The 19,954-nt window shown below is 66.6% G+C and carries 20 protein-coding genes and 1 pseudogene; 8 read left to right on the forward strand and 13 right to left on the reverse strand.

Going from position 1 to position 19,954, the window contains the following annotated elements; all coding sequences use genetic code 11:
• Positions 1-12: 12 nt before the first annotated feature.
• Entirely contained in the window at positions 13-945 is a 933-nt protein-coding gene (locus SBI67_RS12190; protein ID WP_318980809.1) for a LysR family transcriptional regulator, read from the reverse strand.
• A gap of 72 nt (positions 946-1,017) precedes the next feature.
• On the opposite strand from SBI67_RS12190, the gene SBI67_RS12195 reads away from it, so the two are divergent.
• On the forward strand, positions 1,018-1,827 hold the full coding sequence (locus SBI67_RS12195; protein WP_318980810.1) for an acyl-CoA thioesterase domain-containing protein: 810 nt from the start codon (positions 1,018-1,020) through the stop codon (positions 1,825-1,827).
• A gap of 89 nt (positions 1,828-1,916) precedes the next feature.
• On the opposite strand, the pseudogene SBI67_RS12200 reads toward SBI67_RS12195, so the two are convergent.
• Both SBI67_RS12200 and SBI67_RS12205 read right to left on the reverse strand, forming a co-directional pair.
• A pseudogene (locus SBI67_RS12200) lies at positions 1,917-2,648 on the reverse strand (alpha/beta hydrolase); the annotation flags it as partial.
• Positions 2,649-2,855: 207 nt separating this feature from the next.
• Positions 2,856-3,398 (reverse strand): cysteine hydrolase family protein, encoded by a 543-nt coding sequence (locus SBI67_RS12205; RefSeq protein WP_318980811.1) that lies wholly within the window; start codon positions 3,396-3,398, stop codon positions 2,856-2,858.
• A 290-nt stretch (positions 3,399-3,688) separates the two neighbouring features.
• On the opposite strand from SBI67_RS12205, the gene SBI67_RS12210 reads away from it, so the two are divergent.
• On the forward strand, positions 3,689-4,072 hold the full coding sequence (locus tag SBI67_RS12210) for a hemophore-related protein (protein ID WP_413232462.1): 384 nt from the start codon (positions 3,689-3,691) through the stop codon (positions 4,070-4,072).
• A 52-nt stretch (positions 4,073-4,124) separates the two neighbouring features.
• Here SBI67_RS12210 and SBI67_RS12215 read toward each other — a convergent pair whose 3' ends face one another.
• Positions 4,125-4,598 carry an RDD family protein gene (locus SBI67_RS12215; RefSeq protein ID WP_318980812.1) on the reverse strand — a complete coding sequence of 158 codons (474 nt, stop codon included), beginning with the start codon at positions 4,596-4,598 and terminating at the stop codon, positions 4,125-4,127.
• A gap of 100 nt (positions 4,599-4,698) precedes the next feature.
• On the opposite strand from SBI67_RS12215, the gene SBI67_RS12220 reads away from it, so the two are divergent.
• A complete protein-coding gene (locus SBI67_RS12220) occupies positions 4,699-5,571 on the forward strand; it encodes an EamA family transporter (RefSeq protein WP_318980813.1) in 873 nt (290 codons plus the stop codon).
• A gap of 108 nt (positions 5,572-5,679) precedes the next feature.
• Positions 5,680-6,030 (forward strand): hypothetical protein, encoded by a 351-nt coding sequence (locus SBI67_RS12225; protein WP_318980814.1) that lies wholly within the window; start codon positions 5,680-5,682, stop codon positions 6,028-6,030.
• 78 nt (positions 6,031-6,108) lie between these two features.
• On the opposite strand, the gene SBI67_RS12230 is transcribed toward SBI67_RS12225, so the two are convergent.
• From SBI67_RS12230 to SBI67_RS12245, 4 genes are read right to left on the reverse strand one after another with little or no spacing between them, the layout of a single operon-like run.
• Positions 6,109-6,939 carry an ABC transporter permease gene (locus SBI67_RS12230; protein WP_318980815.1) on the reverse strand — a complete coding sequence of 277 codons (831 nt, stop codon included), beginning with the start codon at positions 6,937-6,939 and terminating at the stop codon, positions 6,109-6,111.
• Positions 6,936-7,811, reverse strand: coding sequence for an ABC transporter permease (locus tag SBI67_RS12235; protein ID WP_266049091.1), 876 nt, complete (start codon positions 7,809-7,811; stop codon positions 6,936-6,938). Before SBI67_RS12235 ends, SBI67_RS12230 begins: the two co-directional genes overlap by 4 nt.
• 31 nt (positions 7,812-7,842) lie before the next feature.
• Positions 7,843-9,033, reverse strand: coding sequence for a polyamine ABC transporter substrate-binding protein (locus SBI67_RS12240; RefSeq protein WP_318980816.1), 1,191 nt, complete (start codon positions 9,031-9,033; stop codon positions 7,843-7,845).
• 56 nt (positions 9,034-9,089) lie between these two features.
• On the reverse strand, positions 9,090-10,130 hold the full coding sequence (locus SBI67_RS12245) for an ABC transporter ATP-binding protein (RefSeq protein ID WP_318981316.1): 1,041 nt from the start codon (positions 10,128-10,130) through the stop codon (positions 9,090-9,092).
• A 383-nt stretch (positions 10,131-10,513) separates the two neighbouring features.
• Between SBI67_RS12245 and SBI67_RS12250 the strand changes: the two genes are divergently transcribed.
• On the forward strand, positions 10,514-11,926 hold the full coding sequence (locus SBI67_RS12250) for a purine-cytosine permease family protein (RefSeq protein WP_318980817.1): 1,413 nt from the start codon (positions 10,514-10,516) through the stop codon (positions 11,924-11,926).
• On the opposite strand, the gene SBI67_RS12255 is transcribed toward SBI67_RS12250, so the two are convergent.
• Positions 11,898-13,025, reverse strand: a complete 1,128-nt coding sequence (locus SBI67_RS12255) for an epoxide hydrolase family protein (protein WP_318981317.1) — start codon at positions 13,023-13,025, stop codon at positions 11,898-11,900. The two genes, SBI67_RS12250 and SBI67_RS12255, sit on opposite strands and share 29 nt — an antisense overlap.
• Positions 13,026-13,096: 71 nt before the next feature.
• The gene (locus SBI67_RS12260; protein WP_318980818.1) at positions 13,097-13,696 is read right to left on the reverse strand and encodes a hypothetical protein; all 600 of its coding nucleotides are present in this window, start codon (positions 13,694-13,696) and stop codon (positions 13,097-13,099) included.
• Positions 13,697-13,786: 90 nt separating this feature from the next.
• Between SBI67_RS12260 and SBI67_RS12265 the strand changes: the two genes are divergently transcribed.
• The 3 genes from SBI67_RS12265 (at position 13,787) to rox (ending at position 17,262) form a co-directional block, all read left to right on the forward strand.
• Positions 13,787-15,238, forward strand: a complete 1,452-nt coding sequence (locus tag SBI67_RS12265; RefSeq protein ID WP_318980819.1) for an LLM class flavin-dependent oxidoreductase — start codon at positions 13,787-13,789, stop codon at positions 15,236-15,238.
• Positions 15,239-15,255: 17 nt separating this feature from the next.
• Positions 15,256-15,729 carry a GNAT family N-acetyltransferase gene (locus SBI67_RS12270; protein ID WP_318980820.1) on the forward strand — a complete coding sequence of 158 codons (474 nt, stop codon included), beginning with the start codon at positions 15,256-15,258 and terminating at the stop codon, positions 15,727-15,729.
• A gap of 90 nt (positions 15,730-15,819) precedes the next feature.
• Positions 15,820-17,262 (forward strand): rifampin monooxygenase, encoded by a 1,443-nt coding sequence (gene rox, locus SBI67_RS12275; RefSeq protein ID WP_318980821.1) that lies wholly within the window; start codon positions 15,820-15,822, stop codon positions 17,260-17,262.
• On the opposite strand, the gene SBI67_RS12280 is transcribed toward rox, so the two are convergent.
• Genes SBI67_RS12280 through SBI67_RS12290 form a run of 3 tightly spaced genes read right to left on the reverse strand, consistent with a single transcriptional unit; the run spans position 17,237 to position 19,877 of the window.
• On the reverse strand, positions 17,237-18,142 hold the full coding sequence (locus SBI67_RS12280; RefSeq protein WP_318980822.1) for a MetQ/NlpA family ABC transporter substrate-binding protein: 906 nt from the start codon (positions 18,140-18,142) through the stop codon (positions 17,237-17,239). The genes rox and SBI67_RS12280 overlap by 26 nt on opposite strands.
• Positions 18,139-18,870 (reverse strand): methionine ABC transporter permease, encoded by a 732-nt coding sequence (locus SBI67_RS12285; RefSeq protein WP_318980823.1) that lies wholly within the window; start codon positions 18,868-18,870, stop codon positions 18,139-18,141. Before SBI67_RS12285 ends, SBI67_RS12280 begins: the two co-directional genes overlap by 4 nt.
• Complete coding sequence (locus SBI67_RS12290) at positions 18,867-19,877, reverse strand: methionine ABC transporter ATP-binding protein (RefSeq protein WP_318980824.1); 1,011 nt, start codon at positions 19,875-19,877, stop codon at positions 18,867-18,869. Before SBI67_RS12290 ends, SBI67_RS12285 begins: the two co-directional genes overlap by 4 nt.
• Positions 19,878-19,954: the final 77 nt, after the last annotated feature.

Genomic DNA, 19,954 nt, shown 5'->3' on the forward strand with positions numbered 1-19,954 from the left:
ATACGCTCGATGTCACGCGGATTTCGGGTCCGGCGCCGGCCGCGGCCAGTCACGCGCCGGCAACGGGCCCGGGGGTGGGCGTAGTCGATCCAGCACGGCACGCAGTGGCGGCCAGTCGGCCCGTCCGCGCCGGGTGACCGCGTACGTGGTCAGCACCACGCTGGGGTCGGCCAACTGCATGACCGTGACCCCGGGCATGGTGGGACGGCCCACCGGCAGCAGCCCGACACCGTAGCCGCCGATGATCAGGTCCTCCACCAAGTCCAGACTGTCGATCTGGTGGGCGATGCGCGGGGTGAACCCGGCCAAGGCGCCCAGTGCGCGCAGCGCCACCTCGTCGGCGGTGTTGCGCGAGTTCACGATCCACGCGCGGTCGGCGTAGGCGGTGATATCCACCGGCACATCGGGGTGTCCGGTGTGCTCGGGCACGCCCAGCCCCCACGGGATGGACCACAGCGGCACCGTCTCCAGTACCGGGCTCGGGGCAGCCGGTGCGAGGTTGTAGTCGTAGGTGAGCGCCAGGTCCAGATCGTCATCGGTGAGCAGACGGAACGCCTCGATCGGCTCGTACTCACTGATCACCACGTCGATCCCGGGATAACGGGCGGTCAGCTCGGGCACGATCGGTAGCAGCGAGACCCGGATCCCGGTCGCAAAGCCGCCGACCCGCAAGGTGCCCGCGGGTTCGGCGTGCGGATCGAGATCCAGCCGGGCCGCGTCCAGGGCGGCCAGGATCGTCACGGCGTGATCGGCCAGGCGCCGGCCGGCCGGGGTGAGCCGGACCCGCCGGCCGTCGGGTTCGATGAGCGTGGCACCGGTCTCCTTGGCCAGCGCGGCCAGCTGCTGCGAGACCGTCGAGGTGGTGAGGTGGTGCGCGTCGGCGACCGCGCGCATCGAACCGAGCCGTGACAACGTGAGCAACAGCTGCAGCCGGCGGGGATCCATCCGCCCATTGTGCGGCGCCGGATCGGCAGGGGTTGAGCGACCGCGCAATCAGGCCTGTGCGACGATGCGCCGATGGCACGTCCATTTCACTTCAGCCAGATCGAGCAGGGCACCTTCGTGCCCACCGAGTACGCGCAAAGCCATTGGGGTGCCGACCACCTCAACGGGCCGGCCCTTGTCGGTCTGGTGGCGCGCACGCTGGAGCAGGAGTTCGGCCGCCCCGAGTTCCTCCCGGCCAGGCTGACGGTGGACCTGTTCAAGGCCGCACGGGGCGTGCCGACCACCGTCAAACTTGCCCTGCTCCGCGACGGTCGCCGGGTCCGTAATGCCGAATGCGAGCTGATTCAGGACGGCGTGCCGATTGTCCGCGCGGTCATGGTCCAGTACCGACTCTCCGAGCCGCCGCGCGGGCGGGAATGGGTACCGTCGGCGAGCTTTGCCGGCCCGGCAGCCCGGGACGACGACGGGGGCGTCGACATGGGCAGCGATGAGGTCGGCTGGACGAGCGCCATCGCCGATCACCAGAACACCTCACGCAAGCGTTTCGTCAACCGGACCATCGACGTCGTCGAGGGCGACCACAATTCACCGTTCGTCCGTGCCGCCATGGTCGCTGAGGGCACCAGCCTGGTCACCAACCTTGGCACGGCGGGCGTCGGGTACATCAACGGTGACCTGACCGTGGCGCTGTCGCGGTTACCCCGCGATGAGTGGGTGGCCGTTCAGGCCGACTCGCACTGGACCGCCGACGGTATTTCGGTGGGGACGTCGACCCTCTTCGACAGTGCCGGCCCGGTGGGTACCGGCATGGTGACCGCCGTCGCCAATCCGGGCGCGCAGATCGACTTCGCCAACGACCCATTCCCCGACCGCACCCGTTGAGGCTGCGTCACCATCTTGGCGAACTCGCCGAGATGAGCAAGGGCGCGCCGGCCTTCCGGTAGGACATCGGCGGCGAGGGGAAAATCGTGAATCTGCCCGTGCCACAAGTGCAGATCGCATGGCGTGCCCGCGTCCACGAGCCTACGGAACATCAATTCCGCATCGGGCAGGAGGATTTCGCTCGTGCTCGCGTGGATGGCCACCGGTGGCATGTCCGTCAGATCTGCATCGGCGGGGGAGAGCACCTCCCTGCCGTCCTCGGCGGGCAGCGTCATTCCGCCGCGGCGCACTGCCCTGGCGAACATCGACAGCGCCCGCAGCGGGAACATGGCGCAACTGGCGGCACCACGGCGCGCCAGCTTGCGTTCGGGGTCCAGGTCGGTCAACGGCGAGATGGCGGCCACCCCGGCAGGTCGGGCCTCGCCACGGCGGATCAGCTCCAGTGTGGTGGCAAGTGCCAGGTAGCCACCCGCAGAGTCACCGGCGATGACGATCTCCTCGGGCCGGTAGCCGCGGCGACGCAGCCAGTCCAGGCCGTCCAGCGCGTCGTCGACCGCCGATGCCAACCCGTGCGACGGCAACATCCGGTAGGCGACGTTGAGCACCTCGGCATCGGCGGCCTTGGCCAGCCGGGCCACCAGTGCGCGGTGGGTGTTCAGCCCGCACGTCAGGAACGCCCCGCCGTGCAGATAGAGGATGGCACGTCGAGTGTCGGCACCGGGACCGATCAGCTCAGCCCGGCAGTTCGGCAGCATAATCCGTTGCGTCACAGCTGATATCGACTGTGGAACCAGACCTGCGATCCGGTCGATGGAAGCCATAGGCCAGCCAAGGTCGGGCTGCAGCGCCCAGAGTCGCACGGCATTCTTGACGAAGACGCGGCACCATGCGCCGAGCGCGACCGATTGCGGACTCCTGGACGTATGTATCCGGATCCCGCTCTGCACTGACGCCACCTGTGAACCTTCTCCCACCTCGACGTCCGGCTGGAATACCCTTGCGAGCGTGGGGTAAACCTCAGCTTGATCTCAATTCGGTAGGCAGTTCGCACAATCGGTGACGGTGGCCCGCATATTGCGTTCCATCATGGTCAGCGCCGCACGGCCCAAGTCCTCGTCGATATGGGCCACCGCCTCGGCCGGTATCACGATGTCGAAGTGCCGTACGTAGGCATCCAGGGCGCTGTACAGGATGCACTGCTCGGTGACCTGTCCGGTGAGGATGACGGTTGTGGTGCCGAGTCGTTGCAGCAGGTAATCCAGGGGCGTGGCGTAGAAGACGCTGTGTCGGACCTTGGTCAGGAACAACGCGTCGGGCGCCGGAATCAGCGGTTTCACCAGTTCCGGGCGCAGGCCGTCCGCCGCATCGCGCACCAGGTCGTCTGTGCTCGCGGTGAAATCGCCGCGGTTGTCGTTGACGTACACCAGATCCACATCCTCGCGATCGCGGGCGTTGTCGACCAGGGCCGCCAGCGGTTCCACGATGGGCGCGACATTCGCGGCCAGCGCGTCGGCGTCTTCGTGCCGATAGTCGTTGAACATGTCGACCACCAGGAGGGCGCAATCACTCACCAGGGCGGGGTACCCGGATAACGATTGGATCACGCCGTACATCACGATCACTTAAGGAAACCGGGCAAACCTTGAGGGGGGTTCAGGAATCCGGCTCCCGCCTGTGGGACCCCTCAGCAGTATCGGCGAAAGTGCGAGCCATCTCACGCCCGCCGGCAGTAACACCGGAATCCATGGCAGACAGGCGAGTTCGCGGGTGCGCGCCCGGTTTCGATGGTCCCGTACGGTGGAATCCGGGTCGGGTAACCACATCTGAACGACTCGAAGGAATCCCACTGATCATGAAATCCATGTCGAATACTCGAATGACCATCGTGGCGCTGGTTGCCGGTGGCCTGCTCAGCGCGGGTGCCGCCACCCTGGCTCCGACGGCCTCGGCCGCACCGGCGGACTGCAGCCGACAGGCGCTGGACGCCACGGTGCAGCAGACCACGGGTGCGGCGCAGGGCTACCTCAACGCCCACCCGGGCGCCAACCAGGCCGTCTCGGCCATCTACACGCAACCCCGTGACGTGGCTGCGGCGAACATCCGGTCCTACTTCAACGCCAACCCGCAGGAGTACTTCGACCTGCGCGGCATTCTGGCGCCGATCGGCGACAAGCAGCGTGCGTGCAACACCCAGGTGCTCTCGCCCGAATTGGCTTCGGCGTACAGCGAATTCATGGCCGGCTGATGATGCCCGGTTCCGTCGGTCACCCAGGTCCGGGTGACCGACGGAGCCGGTATCAGGTTTTGACGACCTGCGTGCCCCCGGCCAGGTCGTCGTGCGCGCCTTGGCGCCACGGACTGTTCTTGATCGACAGCGCGATGAAGATGTAGGCGGTGACGGCCAGCAGCCAGCCGAGGTACGGGATCATCGCCAGCAGGGTGAACGAATTGCGGATCGCCGACTGTTTCAGGTCGGGATGCGGGCGCCCGTGCGGCCCACGGACCTCGAGTCCCAAGACCTTCTTTCCGGGCGTCCAGCCGACCGACACCTCGAAGGCGACGAAGTACACGAACGTCAGCAGACCCGAAAATAGACCTGTGACAAGGATATTCGATAATCCGTGCAGCGCCACGACGGCCGAGACGCTGGCCAGGTTGACGATGACACCGTCGATGACGCGCGCGAAGAAGCGCCTGCCGAGATTACCGGCCACGGCCGGTTTGGGCGTGGGCGGCCGCCATGGCTGCGGTCCGAAATCACCAGTGGTCATGGCGTCAATCTACGCATAACCCCATCGTTCAGATTCGCCGAACGATATGTCCGGGAATATCACGTGGACATGAACATTCCGGCTGCCGTTCAATGCAGGAATGACCACCTCGACCGCGCGTGACGGCGCCCTGATGGCCATCGCCGCTATGTGCTCGGTGCAGCTCGGTGCCGCGATAGCCGTGGGGCTCATCGACGATCTCGGCGCCGAGGGCACCGCATGGTTGCGTCTGTCATGGGCCGGGGTGTTGATGCTGATCCTGGTGCGGCCTCGGCCTTCGGCGTTCAGCCGATCGGCGTTCGGCACCTGTGTCGTGCTCGGCGTGGTGACCGCCGGCATCACGCTGCTGTTCATGATGGCCGTGGCCCGCATCCCGTTGGGCATCGCCAGTGCTCTGGAATTTCTCGGACCGCTCGGCGTCGCGGTGGCCAAGGGCTCGGGCCGGCGCCGGCTGCTGTGGCCAGGACTGGCGGTTGTCGGAGTAGTACTGCTGACCGAGCCGTGGACCGGTTCGGTCGACCCGGTGGGCGTGCTGTATGCGCTGGGTTCGGCGGTGTGCTGGGGGCTGTACATCCTGTTGACCCAACGGGTGGGGGACGCGGTTGCCGGGATCACCGGCCTGGCCGTGTCGATGCCGGTGGCAGGTCTGGTGGCGACCGCGGTGGCCGGTCCCGCAACATTCGGCCGGGTCACCCCGCAGATCCTGCTGATCGGTCTCGGGTTGGCCATCCTGCTCCCGGTCATCCCGTTCGCCCTGGAGTTGCTCGCGCTGCGCCGGCTCACCGCGGCGTCGTTCGGCACGCTGATGAGCCTGGAGCCGGCTTTCGCCATGTTGATGGGCCTGCTCATCCTGCGCCAGGTGCCGGCGCCGCCCGCCGTGCTGGGTATCGTCGCCGTCGTCACGGCCGGAGTCGGCGCCGCCCGCACCGGTGCGCGGTCGACACCGCCTGTCCCCGCCGAAGCCCTGACCTGACGTGGCGGTTTGTCAGGCGAGCGGCCGTGTTTGCACAGCGACACGCCGTCTCCGCCGTGCAAACGGGGCCGCTCGCCGACCGCGTACCGCCCCGATACCCTCGGTGGAATGGCTCAGGGTTTCTTCGCTTCGTCATTCGTCCGCGCGATCAACACCGGTTTCGTCGCATTGATGCACGCCCCGCTGATCGGCAGCCTGTTGCGCCGCGGCACCGTCGTCATCCGCTATCAGGGACGCAAGTCCGGCCAGACCTTCGAGCTGCCGGTCGGTTATCGACGCTCCGGTGACACCATCACCATCGCGGTCGCCCTGCCGGACAAGAAGAACTGGTGGCGCAATTTCACCGACGAGGGCGCGCCGTTGGTGTTCCTCGGGCTCGACGGGGCCGACCGTCCCGCGCACGCCGTGGCGACCCGGGATGCCACGGGTGCTGTCTCGGTAACGGCGACGTTGAGCTGACTGCTGCCGCGAGCGTCCCCATTTGGACACATGTGACGGCGTGTCAGTGTACAAACGCGCACGCTCGCGGAAGGAAAGTCAGGCGTCGATCCGCTTGCGCCGGTAGAGCGTTCCGATCCCGAGCAGGATGAGGCTGATCAGCAGAATGGCGGTCGCCAGCACGTTGATCTGAGGGGGAACCGCCGCTTTCACGGCGGCGTTGACGTACAGCGGGTAGGTCACGGTGGAGCCGCTGACGAAGTAGGTGATGATGAAGTCGTCGAGCGACAGCGCGAACGACAGCATGCCCGCCGCGATGATGCCGGGGACGATCAGCGGCAGCGTCACCTTGAAGAAGGTCCGCGTGGGGTTGGCGCCCAAATCCATCGACGCGTCTTCCAGGGTCCAGTCGAAACCGCGGACCCGGGCCCGGACCGTCATGGCGATGAAACTGACCTCGAACGCCACGTGCGCGATCACGATGGTGGTGTAGCCCGCCGCCCAGTGCAGGTCCAGGAAGAGGGTCAGCAGCGAGGCACCCATCACCACCTCGGGGGCGGTGAGCGGCAGCACCATGAAGGTGTCCACCGTCTTGCTGCCGCGGAATCGCTGGCGTACCAGGGCGATCGCAATCAGCGTGCCGAGGACCAGAGCGATCAGCGTCGACACGAACGCCACGTTGAGGCTGAGCTTGAGCGCGTCCACCAGGGCGGGGTATTTGAACGGGTGCAGCCAGTTGTCCAGGGTGAACCCCTGCCAGCTGTAGTTGAACTTGCCCGCCGGGTGGTTGAACGAGAACAGCACGATCACGAAAATCGGCAGGAACAGGTACAACAGCACCAGCCCCGCGACGATGCGCAGCGCCAGATCGCCCCACTTCGGGCGGGCCCGAACGGGTTTGGCCACCGACGGCTCGAGGGTGGCCGTCATACCAGGTCCTCCGTTCCCAGCGCCCGGGTGTAGAGCAGCACCCCGATGAGGATCAACACCATCAGTCCGAGGCTCAGCGCGGCGGCGACGGGGTAGTCCTTGACCACCAGGAACTGCTTCTGGATGACGTTGCCGATCATCGTGGTCTGGGTGCTGCCCAGGTAGTCGGCGTTGATGAAATCACCGACGGCCGGGATGAACACGAGCATGCTGCCGGCCAGCACTCCGGGCAGCGACAACGGCAGGATGACCTTGCCGAAGCTGCGGGTTCCCGTCGAGTACAGGTCGCGGGATGCTTCCAGCAGCCGCGGATCGATCTTCTCCAGGCTGACGTACAACGGCAGGATCATGAAGATGATCCAGTTGTAGATCAGACCGCCGATCACCGCCCAGCTGGTCGAGAGCAGTCGTCCCTCACTGGGTAACAGGCCGATCGTGTTGAGAAACGAGACCACCCAGCCGTCGTCGGCCAGGATGGTCTTCCAGGCCAGGGTCCGGATCAGGAAGGTCACGAAGAACGGCAGGATCACCAGTCCGAGGATCAGATTCTTGAATCTGCCTGCCTTGAAAGCGATCACATACGCCAACGGGAACGCCAGCAGCAGACAGACCACCGTCGCGACGGCGGCATAGCCGAACGAGCGCAGGATCTGATCCTGATACAGCTCGAACGCCTTGCCGAAGTTGCCGAAGTTCCAGTCGAAGGTCAGTGTCGGTAGATACACCGACCCACCCGAACTGGACAGCGATGTCCGCGCCAGCGAAAACAGCGGCACCACAAAGAACACCGCGAGATAGGCCAGCCCGGGCAAGATCATCAGGTACGGGGCGATCTTGCTGCGCTGCCTGCTACTGGTAGCAACACCAGCCATCTATGCTGCTCTCCTCTGCAAGACCATCCGATCAGCCGCCGGTGACCGCGGCGTACAGGTTGTTGTATTCCTGCGTCTGCTCGTCGGTCAGCGCCGCCCAGCTCTTGAGCCGCGCCTGCACGTCGGCCGGCGGGTTGATCAAGGGGTTGGCGCTGAGCTTGGGATCGATCTTGTTCAGTTCGTCGGTCATATCCGAGAGCACCGGCACGTACTGCGTGAACGCAACCAGCTTGGCGTAGTTCGCACGGTCGTACACGTAGTTGATCCAGGCCTCGGCGGCCTTCTGGTTCTGGGTGGTGTACGGGATCACCTGGGTGTCGATGAACCAGTCACCACCGGACTCCGGCACCACGAACTTGAGGTCGGGGTTGTCGGCCTGCAGCTGCACCACGTCACCCGAATAGGCCTGCGCGACAGCGATATTGCCGGCCGCGAGATCGTCGGAGTAGTCGTTGCCGGTGAAGCGCCGGATCTGGCCCTTCTCCTTCTGTTCGCGTACCAGGTCCACGGCCTTGGTCACCGTCTCGGTGGTCGGATTCTCCGGCGAGTTGCCCTGTGACTGCATGATCATGCCGAGGGCGTCCTGCACGTCGGAGAACAGGCTGACCCGGCCCTTGAACGCGGGATCCCACAGATCGTCGATCTTGGTGATGTCGCGCTTGGTGGCGGCCTTGTTGTACGCCAGCCCGACCATGCCGGTCATGTACGGCGCGGTGTACTTGCGGCCGGGATCGACCGAGGCGTTGAGCAGATCGGGACGCAGGTTCTTGCGGTTGGGGACGCCGGCCTCGCTGATCTCGTTGAGCCAGTTCAGACCCTTGAGCCGCAGCGCCATGAACTGGGTGGGCACCACCAGGTCGGCACCGATGTCCTGCTTACGCGACAGCGGCTCCTTGACCTTGGCGAACCACTGCTCGTTGTCGTTGAAATCCTCCTTGTAGTCGACCGTGAGACCGGTCGCTTTCTGGAAGGCGGCGACGAAGCCGTCGGCCATGTACAACGGCCAGTTGGAGATACGCAGCGTGCCCGTGGCCGGACCACTGTCCTGGGTGGTGCTGCTCGGCGCCGAGCTGCCGCCGCCGTTCGAACCGCAGGCCGCCAGGAAGGACGGACCCAGGATCGCCGCCGCGGCGGCCGCCGCACCGCCACCGATGAAGCGCCGCCGGCTGGTCCGGTTGGCGGCCAAACGCGAGAACAGGCGAGGGTCGATCTCGTTGGACATGCGGGACCTTTCGTGAAATCTGATTCAACTAGGGGGACAGGAGCACTCGTGACCGGTTAGGAGTCGTCGAGCATCTCCTCGAGGTCCTCGGTGGTCGGGATGTCGGCGGCGGGCAACACCAGGGAGGAATCCGGCGTCCAGCTGACGTACACCTGGTCACCCGGCCGCAGCAGCGGCAGATTCTGCTCGGGACCGACGTGAGCGACGACCACGGATTCGTCGGGGGCCACCACGGCCAGCCGCACCACCGGTCCCTGGAAGGTCATATCGCGCACCGTGGTGAGCACCGAGACGACGTCGCCGGTGGGCGCTTCGGTGGACACCCGGACCCGTTCGGGCCGGATCATCAGGGTGGCCTGGCCGCCCGGCTCGATGGTGGTGTCACCGGGGCGCGACTTCAGCGTCGACCCGAGCACCTCGATCTCGACGAAATCACGGTTGGCACGCCCGGTCTGGCGGCCGGCCCAGAGGTTGGCCTGCCCGATGAAGCCGGCGACGAACACCGTCGAGGGCCGGTCGTAGATCTCGGTGGGGGAGCCGATCTGCTCGACGTTGCCGGCGTTCATGACCGCAATGCGGTCACTCATCGTCAGTGCTTCCTCTTGGTCGTGGGTCACGTAGATGAAGGTGATACCGACCTCGCGCTGGATGCGTTTGAGTTCGAACTGCATGGCATGACGCAGCTTGAGGTCGAGCGCGCCCAACGGTTCGTCCAGCAGCAGTGCGCTGGGGTAGTTGACCAGGGCGCGGGCCAGCGCCACGCGTTGCTGCTGGCCGCCGGACAGCTGAGCGGGCTTGCGCTTGGCGAAATCGGTGAGCCGGACGATCTCCAGGATCTCGTCGACCGAACGCTTGATCTCGGCGGCGTCCTTGCGCTCCGACTTCTTGCGACTGCGCGGTCCGTAGGCCACGTTGTCCCAGACCGTCATGTGTGGGAACAGCGCGTAGTGCTGGAAGACGGTGTTCACGTTGCGTTTGTGCGGCGGGACCTTGGACACGTCGACGCCTTCGAGGCGGATCGCCCCGGAGGTGGGTGTCTCGAATCCCGCGATCATGCGCAACGTCGTGGTCTTACCGCAGCCCGACGGGCCCAGCATGGAGAAGAACTCCCCGGAACCGATGGTGAAGTCGGCGTCGGCCACCGCGACATAGTCGTCGAAGCGTTTCGTCACGTGGTCGATCTCGATGACCGGGGCCGCCTTCGTCACGGCGGCTCCGTCCTCGCCCGTCGCGTTTCCAGCGGCGGTGATATCTGTGCCGGTCAGGGCCCGTCCTCCCTCAGCGTCGTGGTCGGTGCGACACCAACCTTGGCCCATCGCCGGGGTCTTCGCAAGCGATTCCGCAACGAATTTACATTTCTACAATGGAATCCATAGGTAAGGCGCGAAATATCGGCAGAATCCGCCGCGCCGATGGGCTCAAACTCCGTCATCGGTGGTGAGTCGCGAGGCCGCTGTCTGGACCGTGATCGAATAGTCGCATGACAAGTGGCACCGCAGGCACGTTCCGGGGACTCGATGCCGAACCGTTCACCGGCCGCACGCCCAACGGCGCCGGCGATCTGTCGGTGGAGACCCACGGGATCGCCCCGGTGCCGGCCGACCGGCGCTACGGCACCCCGGCGCGGTTGTTCACCGTGTGGTTCGCACCGCAGGTCAACATGACCGGAGTGTTCACCGGAACCCTGGCCATCACCCTCGGGCTGGGCTTCTGGCTCGGCTTGATCGCGATGATCATCGGCACCGTACTCGGCGGGTTGGTGGTCGGCTACCTCTCGACCTGGGGGCCACGCACCGGCACCGCGCAGCTCCCGGCGTCGCGGCTGGCCTTCGGTCCCGGCGTTGCCCTACCCGCCGCCCTGCAATGGCTCTCGTCGATCGCCTGGGACGCCCTGGTCGGGCTGTTCGGTGGCGAAGCGTTGTCCGTACTGCTGGGCATCCCGTTCTGGGCCGCGGTACTGATCGTGCTGGCCGTCCAGGGCGCCGTCGGATTCTTCGGCTACGAACTGATCCACCGTCTGCAGGCCGTCCTCACCGTGGTGCTGTTGGTGACGTTCGTGGTGTTCGCCGTCAAGTTGGTGGCCGGCCACGACGTGGCGACGGCGGCAACGGCCACCGGCCCCGATCTGGTCGGCGCCTTCGTCCTCGAGGTGACCATCGCACTCAGCCTGTCCATCTCGTGGGCAAGCTACGCCGCGGACTTCAGCCGCTACCTGCCCGTGCAGTCATCGCAACCGAAGGTGTTCGGCTACACCTTCGCCGGTGTGGTGCTCGCCTACGTCTTCGTCCAGGCCATCGGTATCGCGGCGGCCGGGGTGATCGGTGACCAGACCGCCGCCGGCGTCCGCGACGTGATGGGCGGCGGGATCCTCGGTGCGCTGGCATTGCTGATCATCGCGCTGGCCTCGATCGGATCAGGGGTGATGAACGACTACAGCGGGTCGCTGGCCCTGCAGACCATGGGGGTGCGGATGCGCCGGCCGTATTCGGCCGCGCTGGTGACCGGCGTCGCATTCGCGCTCATCCTGTGGCTGCACGGTGGCGATACCGCCACCCGATTCCAGAATGTGCTGCTGCTGGTCAGTTACTGGATCCCGGCGTTCGTGGCCATCGTCGTCATCGACTGGCTGCTGCGCACGAGGGGCCGCACCACCGCCGCGGTCGACGTCACCGCCGAGCCGACCGGCCGCGGCGACGCGCTGGCCGCGCTGGTGGTGTTCGTCGTCTCCTATGCGGCGGCCGTCCCGTTCATGAACACCACGCTGCTGCAGGGATCGATCGCCCTCGCCTGGCACGGTGCCGATATCGCCTACTTCGTGAATTTCGCTGTCGCGGCGCTGCTCTACGGCGGGTATCGGTCGGTCGTCAGCGGACGGTCGCGAAAAAGCTCCTGACATCGGCGACGAACAGGTCGGGCTGTTCGAACGCGGCGAAGTGACCACCGCGCGGCATAGTGGTCCACTGGGTGATGTTGTAGCCGTCCTCGCACCAACTGCGTGGGGCGCGCGTGATCTCCTTCGGGAAAGCCGCGATCCCGGTGGGCCGTTCGACACGCGCGCCTGCCCCGAAACTGGTGAAGCTCTCCCAGTACAGCCGCGCCGACGAGGCGCCGCTGCCGGTGATCCAGTAGAGCATCACGTTGTCGAGCAGTTCGTCACGCGTCAGGACGTTCTCGGGATGGCCGTCGCAGTCGGACCACGCCCAAAATTTCTCGATGATCCACGCCAGTTGGGCCACCGGTGAATCGACCAGGCCGTAGCCCAGCGTCTGCGGACGGGTGGACTGTTGCTTGGAGTAGCCGGTGCCCCATCTGCGGTGCTCCTTGAGCGCGGCGAACGCGGCAAGGTCCTCGTCGGTGGGCGATTCCAGGCTGGCCGCGGGCGGACGCCCGATCGGCATGTTGATGTGGATGGCCATGCACCCGTTGTCGATGTTGCGCCCGATCTGCGTGGTCACTGCCGCACCCCAGTCCCCGCCTTGCGCGCCGTAGCGGTCGTAGCCCAGCCGGCGCATCAGCGTGTCCCAGGTTTCGGCGATCTTCGGCACGCCCCAGCCGGTCGAGGTCGGCTTACCGGAGAAGCCGTAGCCCGGCAGTGACGGGCACACCACGTGGAAGGCGTCCTCGGGGCGGCCGCCGTGCGCGGTGGGATCGGTCAGTGGGCCGATCACCTTGTGGAATTCGACCACCGACCCGGGCCAGCCGTGCGTCATGAGCAACGGCAGTGCGCCGGGGTGTGGTGAGCGCTGGTGGATGAAGTGGATATCGAGACCGTCTATCTCGGTGATGAACTGCGTGAAGCCGTTGAGTGCGGTCTCGCGCGCACGCCAGTCGTAGTCTTGCGCCCAGTACCGGGCCAGTTCCCGGGTATAGGCCAATGGGACGCCCTGACTCCAGTCGCTCACGCATTCGGCCTCCGGCCAACGGGTGGCTGCAAGCCGCCGCCGAAGATCGGCGAGGTCGTCGTCGGGCACCGCGATACGGAAAGGCAGGATCTCACTCACGCCGCTCATCGTGGCACGGACACCTGCGTCGGTTGGGCCCGCCGCGCGCGACGATGCGGTCCTCAGGCCTGCGGGACGTCGGTGTAGGCCGGCTGGTAACCGTCGGCGGAGAAGGTGAAGCCCTTGCCGCTGGACTCGCTGCCACACGACACGCCGGATGTCTCCTGCACATTGCACCGGAACCCGGCGACGGCCAGCACCGTGCCGAACGGCAGTGTGGCCGCCGGTCCGGGTTGCAGGCTGAACGGATTGCCCTCCAGCGCAACGAATTGCGCATCATCGGCGCGGTCGATCACCAGCGCGGTCGGTTTCGCCTGGGTGCCGTCGGTGGCCGGAACCGCCGTCGGCGCCCCGGTGATCGACAACGCGGTGGAACCCGCCGCCTGGCAGCCGGCCTGCGCGTGCGGGATGATCGCGCAGCGCCACCGGCCGCTGGGGGTGGAGAAGTAGTACGCCCGTTGGTCACCGGAGGTCGCGTAGAACTCGTCGGCGTTGGCCAGATGGGCGTTGGTGGCATAGGGCGGCAACCCCGGTTGTGTCCCGGCGGTGGGGACGGGAGTGTGCGGTTCGCCGGTGTTGACGACGGTGGGTGTGGCGCATGCCGACACCGCGAACACCGCCGTCAGGGTGAACCAGCCGATGGCGTGTGTGCCGCGTGCCATGTGCACAGCGTAGGGGATGGGGTACCGCGCGATTAACGCACGCTGAATGCAACCGGTGACCCCGCACCGGATCGCGGGAAGGCTACCGGCGTGACCCGCGTAATTCGATTCAACGCCTTCGACATGAACTGTGTCGCCCACCAGTCGCCCGGCCTGTGGCGGCATCCGGACGACCAGTCCTGGCGCTATAAGGATCTGCAGTACTGGACCGAATTGGCGAAACTGTTGGAGCGCGGCAGGTTCGACGGCCTGTTCATCGCCGATGTGCTGGGCACCTACGACGTGTACGGCGCCAGCGATGAGGCCGCCATCCGGCAGGCCGCGCAGATCCCGGTGGGCGACCCGCTACTGCTGGTCTCGGCGATGGCGCTGGTTACCCAACATCTGGGCTTCGGTATCACCACCGGCACGGGTTTCGAACACCCCTACCCGTTCGCCCGGCGCATCTCGACGCTGGATCACCTGACCGGCGGACGGATCGGATGGAATGTGGTCACCGGTTACCTGCCCGCCGCCGCCCGCAACATGGGCCAGACCGATCAACCCGCCCACGACGCCCGCTACGACCATGCCGACGAGTACCTGGAGGTGCTCTACAAGCTGTGGGAGGGTTCTTGGGAGGACGGCGCGGTGATCCGCGACCGGGACCGGGGGGTGTTCACCGATCCCGACAAGGTGCACCACATCGGACACGAGGGCACGCACTTCAGCGTCCCGGGAGTGCACCTGGGCGAGCCGTCGCCGCAGCGCACCCCGGTCATCTACCAGGCCGGCTCCTCACCGCGGGGCGTGCGGTTCGCTGCCGAGAACGCCGAAGCCATCTTCACCGCAGCTCCTACCAAAGCCATTCTGCGTGAAACTGTTTCGACCATCAGGTCCGAGCTCGAGTTGGCCGGGCGTGATCCGTACTCGGCCAAGATCTTCAACCTGTCCACCGTGATCACCGCCGCGACCGACGAAGAGGCGCACGCCAAGCACGCGGAGTACCTGTCCTACGGCGACCCCGAGGGTGCCCTGACCTTCATGTCCGGCTGGATGGGAGTGGACCTGTCGCGCTACGGGCTGGACGAACCGGTGGGCAATGTGGACTCCAATGCCATCCTCTCGGCGGTCAAGGCCTTCCAGTCCGCCGACCCGGACGGCGGTGAATGGGCCGTCCGCGATATCGCCGAATGGGGCAAGATCGGTGGGATAGGACCGCGGATCGTCGGCTCCGGTGCCCGCGTGGCCGACACGTTGCAGGAATGGGTCGAGGAGACCGATGTGGACGGATTCAACTTGGCGTATGCGATCACGCCGGGGTCGTTTGCCGATTTCGTGGAGCATGCGGTGCCGGTCTTGACCGAGCGCGGCGCCTACCAACAGGAGTACGCCCCCGGCACGCTAAGGAACAAGCTCAACGGTCAGGGTGACCGGCTGCCCGAGGATCATCGAGGGGCCAGTTACCGTGTCGGCGGACGGAATTCGACGATCATCGAGCGTCCGTCGACACGACCGTCGTCGTCGGCGTCGGTGGCCTCGCAACCGACGCGGGGACGGTAGCCACGTAAAGTGGCCGGATGGAAGCTGCACCGCTGCGTCCGGCCACCGGCGCCGATCACGGCGCGGTACACCGCGTGGTGGCGGCCGCGTTCGACAAGTACGTCGACCGGATCGGGCGCCGACCCGCTCCCATGGACGCCGATTTCACTGCGGCACTCGATGATTCACGGGTATGGGTGATCGTGGACGGCGACGCACCGCAAGCGGTGTTGGTGCTCGAATACCACGAGGACCATGTACTGATCGATACCGTCGCCGTTCTTCCCACGGCGCAGGGCCGTGGCTACGGCGCGCGGCTGCTGCGCCGGGCGGAGTCACAAGCCGGTGATCTCGGGCTGCCCGAGGTGCGGCTCTACACCAATGAGGCCATGTCGGAGAATCTCGCGTACTACCCACGGCAGGGCTACCAGGAGACTGACCGCCGATCGGAGTACGGCTATCGCAGGGTGTACTTCCGGAAACCGATTCCCCCTGCCCCTTTCAAGATATAGCCGACCCGGGGGCTTGCCGCAAGCCCCCGGTGATGGCGCACAATCGTCCCTCCATGCCTGTTCGACAGGCCGATTGGATTGGGGGATTGCATGTTTGACGTTCTCATCAGCGGTTCGGGGCCCACCGGGTTGATGCTGGCCGCCGAACTGCGTCTGCACGGTGTGCGGGTGCTTCTGCTGGACAAGGCGGCCGAACCGACGCCGGTGGTGCGGGCACTGGGGTTGCATGTGCGCAGCACCGAGATCATGGACCAGCGCGGCCTGCTGGAGCGCTTCCTCGAGCAGGGCCGGACGTTCCCGGTCGGCGGTTTCTTTGCCGCCATCGACAAACCGGCGCCCAGCGGGTTGGACACCGCGCATGCATACACCCTGGGTATTCCGCAGCCGGTCATCGAACGGCTGCTGACCGAACGGGCAGAACAGCTCGGTGCACCGCCGCACCGGGGCGTCGAACTAGTGGATCTGGCGCAGGACTCCGACGGGGTGACCGCGCACCTGGCCGATGGCACGAACCAGCGCGCCGCCTTCCTGGTCGGCTGCGACGGCGGACGCAGCACGGTGCGCACCCTGGCCGGCATCGCGTTCCCCGGCGAGCCGGCCAGCGCCGAAACGCTGCTTGGTGAGATGAAGCTGGCGGCCGACCCCGAGGACATCACTGCCACGGTGGAGCGAATCAGGACGACGCAGAAGCGGTTCGGGGCCGGACTGTTGGCCGGAACCGATGGGGTGTATCGGGTGGTGGTGCCGGCGGCCGGGCTGACCGATGACCGCGGCGTGCCACCCACGCTCGACGAGTTCCGTCGGCAACTGCGGGCGGTCGCCGGTACTGACTTCGGGGCGCACTCGACGCGCTGGTTGTCACGGTTCGGGGACGCCACCCGACAGGCCGAGCGCTACCGTGTCGGGCGGGTGTTCCTGGCCGGCGATGCGGCGCACATCCATCCACCCGCCGGCGGACAGGGACTCAATCTCGGCCTTCAGGACGCGTTCAACCTGGGGTGGAAGCTGGCCGCGCACATCAGGGGCTGGGCACCGGAGCACCTGCTGGACAGCTATCACGACGAGCGGCACCCGGTGGCCGCCGACGTGCTGAACAATTCACGTGCCCAGATGGAGTTGATGTCCACCGCCGCCGGCCCGCAAGCGGTGCGGCGGCTGGTTACCGAACTGATGGATTTCGACGACGTGAACCGCTACCTGGTGGAGAAGATCACTGCCATCGGCGTCCGCTACGACGTCGGTGACCGGCGGTGGGGTCGGCGGCTGCGCGATATGCCGGTGGGGCCGGGACGGCTTTACGGCCTCATGCACCGCGGACGCGGACTGCTGCTGGACCAGACCGGCGCGCTGTCGGTGACGGGCTGGGCCGACCGCGTCGACCACGTCACCGCCGACTGTCCCGAGCTGGATGTCGCCGCCGTCTTGCTGCGCCCGGACGGGCACATCGTCTGGACCGGCGACGACCAGCCGGGCCTGGCGGATCGGTTGGCGGGGTGGTTCGGCGCCCCTACAGCGGCAACAGGATGTCCTTGACGCGTGGATCGGTGGCCAGGAACTGTTGCACGGCAGGGTCTTTGAAGGTCTCCACCAGCTTCTTGACGTTGTCCGTGTCGGCCCATTTGGTACCGATGGTGAGCTGGCCGGCGAACTCGTCGGGAGCCGGGGGAGCGAAGATCTGCTGCTTGAGGGGCACCTTGGCGGCCAGGTAGTACTCGGTGTAGCCGACGGCGGCGTCCAGGTCGGGCGGCGAGCGGGACTGCGCGGCGAAGTCGAGCAGGGTGAACTTCAGATGCTTGGGGTTGGTGTCGATGTCCTTCTGGGTCGCCTGCCATTTGTCGACCCCCGGCTTCAAGGTGATCAGCCCGGCGCGTTCCAACAGCCACAAGCCCTGCGCCTCGTTGGCCGGGTCGGAGTACAGCGAGACGTTGGCGCCGTCGGGCAGCTGCGTCACATCGGTGTACTTGTCCGACCAGATCCCGAAGCCCCAGCGGAACACCGGCGTTGCGGCGGTCTCGCGGAAGTCCGGGTTGGCTTCCAGCACCTGGCCCAGCCACAGCTTGTGCTGATAGACGGTGCCGGCCACCTCGCCGTCGTTGACCGCCCGGTTGATGGTGTTGCTGTCGGACAATCCGCGGAACGCGACCTTGATCCCGTGCCGGGGTGCCACCTCCTTGCCGATGTACTCGATCAGCGCCTGTTCGGCGGCGTTGCCCTCGTTGGTGGCGACGACGAGGGTCGCGCCGGGAATCTCGTTGGCCGACTTGGTCTCGTCGAAAAAGGCGTACCGCACCACCACCGCCCCGACGATGACGACGGCCAGAGCGACGGCGATCCAGGCCCACTTGGCGTTGCGTTTGAGTTCGAAGCCGTGGTCGTCCTGATCGGGGGCGGTGGAGGTGGGTGTGGTGGTCATGCGGGGACCTTTCGGTGCAAGGCCAGGGCACGGTGGCCCCGGCGGTGGGGAGTGGTGAAGCGGACCAGCGCGTCGCCGACGAGCTGCACCAGCGCGACGGTGATGACGAGGATGACGATGGTGGCCAGCATCACGCCCTGGTCGAAGCGTTGGTAGCCGTAGGTGACTGCCACATAACCGATTCCGCCGGCGCCGATGGTTCCGGCGATGGCGGAGTATTCGATCATCGCGATGGTGTTGATCGTGAGGCCGCCGATGATCGACGGCACCGCCTCGCTGAGCTGCGCGGTGCGGATGATCTGTAGCCGGGAACCACCGGAGGCCCGGGCCACCTGGACCACGGCCGGCGGCACCGAACGAAGCGAGTTCTCCACGATTCTGGTGAAGAACGCGATACCGGCCAGCGACATCGGCACCACCGCGGCGGCGATGCCGATGTTGGTGCCGGTGATGAACCGGGTGAACGGCATGATCGCCGCCATCAGGATGAGGAACGGCAGCGACCGCCCGATGCTGATCACCCAGCTCAGGCTGGTGTGCAGGGCCGGGTTCTCGAACAGGCCGCCCGGGGCGAGGTTGTGGATCAGGGCACCCAGCGGGACACCCACCAGCACCACGATGGTCATCACGATGCCGACCATGATCAGGGTGTCCAGCAAGGCCGGGAAGAGCAGACCGGGCAGCTCGTCGAACGAGACTTTGGCGTTGGCCAATACGGATTCGGTCATGCCACCACTTCCAGCTCGGGCTCGATCGCCGCGTTGGTGTTGGCCGACAGCCCGAATCCGGCCAGCACGCCCGGCACCCGGGCCCCGACATCGGCCGGAATGCCCAGTGTCGCCCCGCCGATCGTCACGCCGGCGACCACCTGCACCGAGGCGCCGAGCACGGCGACCGGCGCACCCAGCTCGGCCGACGCCCGTCCGATCCAATCGGCAGGAACGTCGGGTGCGTCGTAGATGACATTCCAGACCTGTTGTCCCGCAGCGGGTGTGGCGTCAATACGTTGCGGGCGCAGCTCGGAACCCAGCGCCGATTGTGGATCGGTGAGCAGGTCGACGAGGCGACCGGATTCGGCAATGCTGCCGTGGTCAAGGCGGGCCACCGAGTCGGCGATCTTGAGGACGGTGTCCATTTCGTGGGTGATGAACACGATCGACAGGTCCAGGTCGTCGCGCAGTTCGCGCAGCAGCTCCACCACCGAGGCGGTGGTGGTGGGATCGAGTCCGGCGGTGGCCTCGTCGGAGAGCAGTACCGAGGGCCGTAGCGCCAGCGCCCGAGCGATACCGACGCGCTGGCGTTGCCCGCCGGACAGCTGGAACGGGTAGTGCTGCGCACGCTGGGACAGCCCCACCCGGTCGAGGAGTTCGGCGACGCGCTTACTGGTTTCGGCGGCCGTCACCCCGAGGTATTCCATTGGCAGCGCGACGTTTTCGGCGGCGGTGCGCCGCTCCAGCAGTCCTGCGGACTGGAACACGGTGCCGATCCGCCGGCGGGCGACCCGCAGTTTGCGCGCCGAGAGCGTGGTGAGGTCTTCACCGTTGACCACCACCGAGCCCGAGGTGGGTGGGGTGAGCAGGTTGATACATTGCGCCAGGGTGCTTTTGCCGGCTCCGCTGGGCCCCACCACGGCGAGAATCTCGCCGGCTTGCACCCGGAAGTTGACCCGATCCAGCACCACCGTGCGCTGTGCACCGTGGCCGTAGGCCTTGGTGACGTCGGTGAGTTCGATCATGGACATCGAGCCTGGCAGGCCGGGATGCGGTGGACCAGGTTTGCGCTCATGGTGAGCGCAGACGCCGGCGCGACCCG

This window comes from Mycolicibacterium chengduense, from assembly GCF_033741155.1.
Lineage (GTDB): Bacteria > Actinomycetota > Actinomycetes > Mycobacteriales > Mycobacteriaceae > Mycobacterium.

What these genes read in the sequence shown, in the direction of transcription:
- SBI67_RS12190 (WP_318980809.1), bottom strand. Translation starts at nt 945, where the DNA reads ATGGATCCCCGCCGGCTGCAGCTGTTGCTCACGTTGTCACGGCTCGGT.
- SBI67_RS12195 (WP_318980810.1), top strand. Translation starts at nt 1,018, where the DNA reads ATGGCACGTCCATTTCACTTCAGCCAGATCGAGCAGGGCACCTTCGTG.
- SBI67_RS12210 (WP_413232462.1), top strand. Translation starts at nt 3,689, where the DNA reads ATGTCGAATACTCGAATGACCATCGTGGCGCTGGTTGCCGGTGGCCTG.
- SBI67_RS12215 (WP_318980812.1), bottom strand. Translation starts at nt 4,598, where the DNA reads ATGACCACTGGTGATTTCGGACCGCAGCCATGGCGGCCGCCCACGCCC.
- SBI67_RS12220 (WP_318980813.1), top strand. Translation starts at nt 4,699, where the DNA reads ATGACCACCTCGACCGCGCGTGACGGCGCCCTGATGGCCATCGCCGCT.
- SBI67_RS12225 (WP_318980814.1), top strand. Translation starts at nt 5,680, where the DNA reads ATGGCTCAGGGTTTCTTCGCTTCGTCATTCGTCCGCGCGATCAACACC.
- SBI67_RS12230 (WP_318980815.1), bottom strand. Translation starts at nt 6,939, where the DNA reads ATGACGGCCACCCTCGAGCCGTCGGTGGCCAAACCCGTTCGGGCCCGC.
- SBI67_RS12235 (WP_266049091.1), bottom strand. Translation starts at nt 7,811, where the DNA reads ATGGCTGGTGTTGCTACCAGTAGCAGGCAGCGCAGCAAGATCGCCCCG.
- SBI67_RS12240 (WP_318980816.1), bottom strand. Translation starts at nt 9,033, where the DNA reads ATGTCCAACGAGATCGACCCTCGCCTGTTCTCGCGTTTGGCCGCCAAC.
- SBI67_RS12245 (WP_318981316.1), bottom strand. Translation starts at nt 10,130, where the DNA reads ATGCTGGGCCCGTCGGGCTGCGGTAAGACCACGACGTTGCGCATGATC.
- SBI67_RS12250 (WP_318980817.1), top strand. Translation starts at nt 10,514, where the DNA reads ATGACAAGTGGCACCGCAGGCACGTTCCGGGGACTCGATGCCGAACCG.
- SBI67_RS12260 (WP_318980818.1), bottom strand. Translation starts at nt 13,696, where the DNA reads ATGGCACGCGGCACACACGCCATCGGCTGGTTCACCCTGACGGCGGTG.
- SBI67_RS12270 (WP_318980820.1), top strand. Translation starts at nt 15,256, where the DNA reads ATGGAAGCTGCACCGCTGCGTCCGGCCACCGGCGCCGATCACGGCGCG.
- rox (WP_318980821.1), top strand. Translation starts at nt 15,820, where the DNA reads ATGTTTGACGTTCTCATCAGCGGTTCGGGGCCCACCGGGTTGATGCTG.
- SBI67_RS12280 (WP_318980822.1), bottom strand. Translation starts at nt 18,142, where the DNA reads ATGACCACCACACCCACCTCCACCGCCCCCGATCAGGACGACCACGGC.
- SBI67_RS12285 (WP_318980823.1), bottom strand. Translation starts at nt 18,870, where the DNA reads ATGACCGAATCCGTATTGGCCAACGCCAAAGTCTCGTTCGACGAGCTG.
- SBI67_RS12290 (WP_318980824.1), bottom strand. Translation starts at nt 19,877, where the DNA reads ATGATCGAACTCACCGACGTCACCAAGGCCTACGGCCACGGTGCACAG.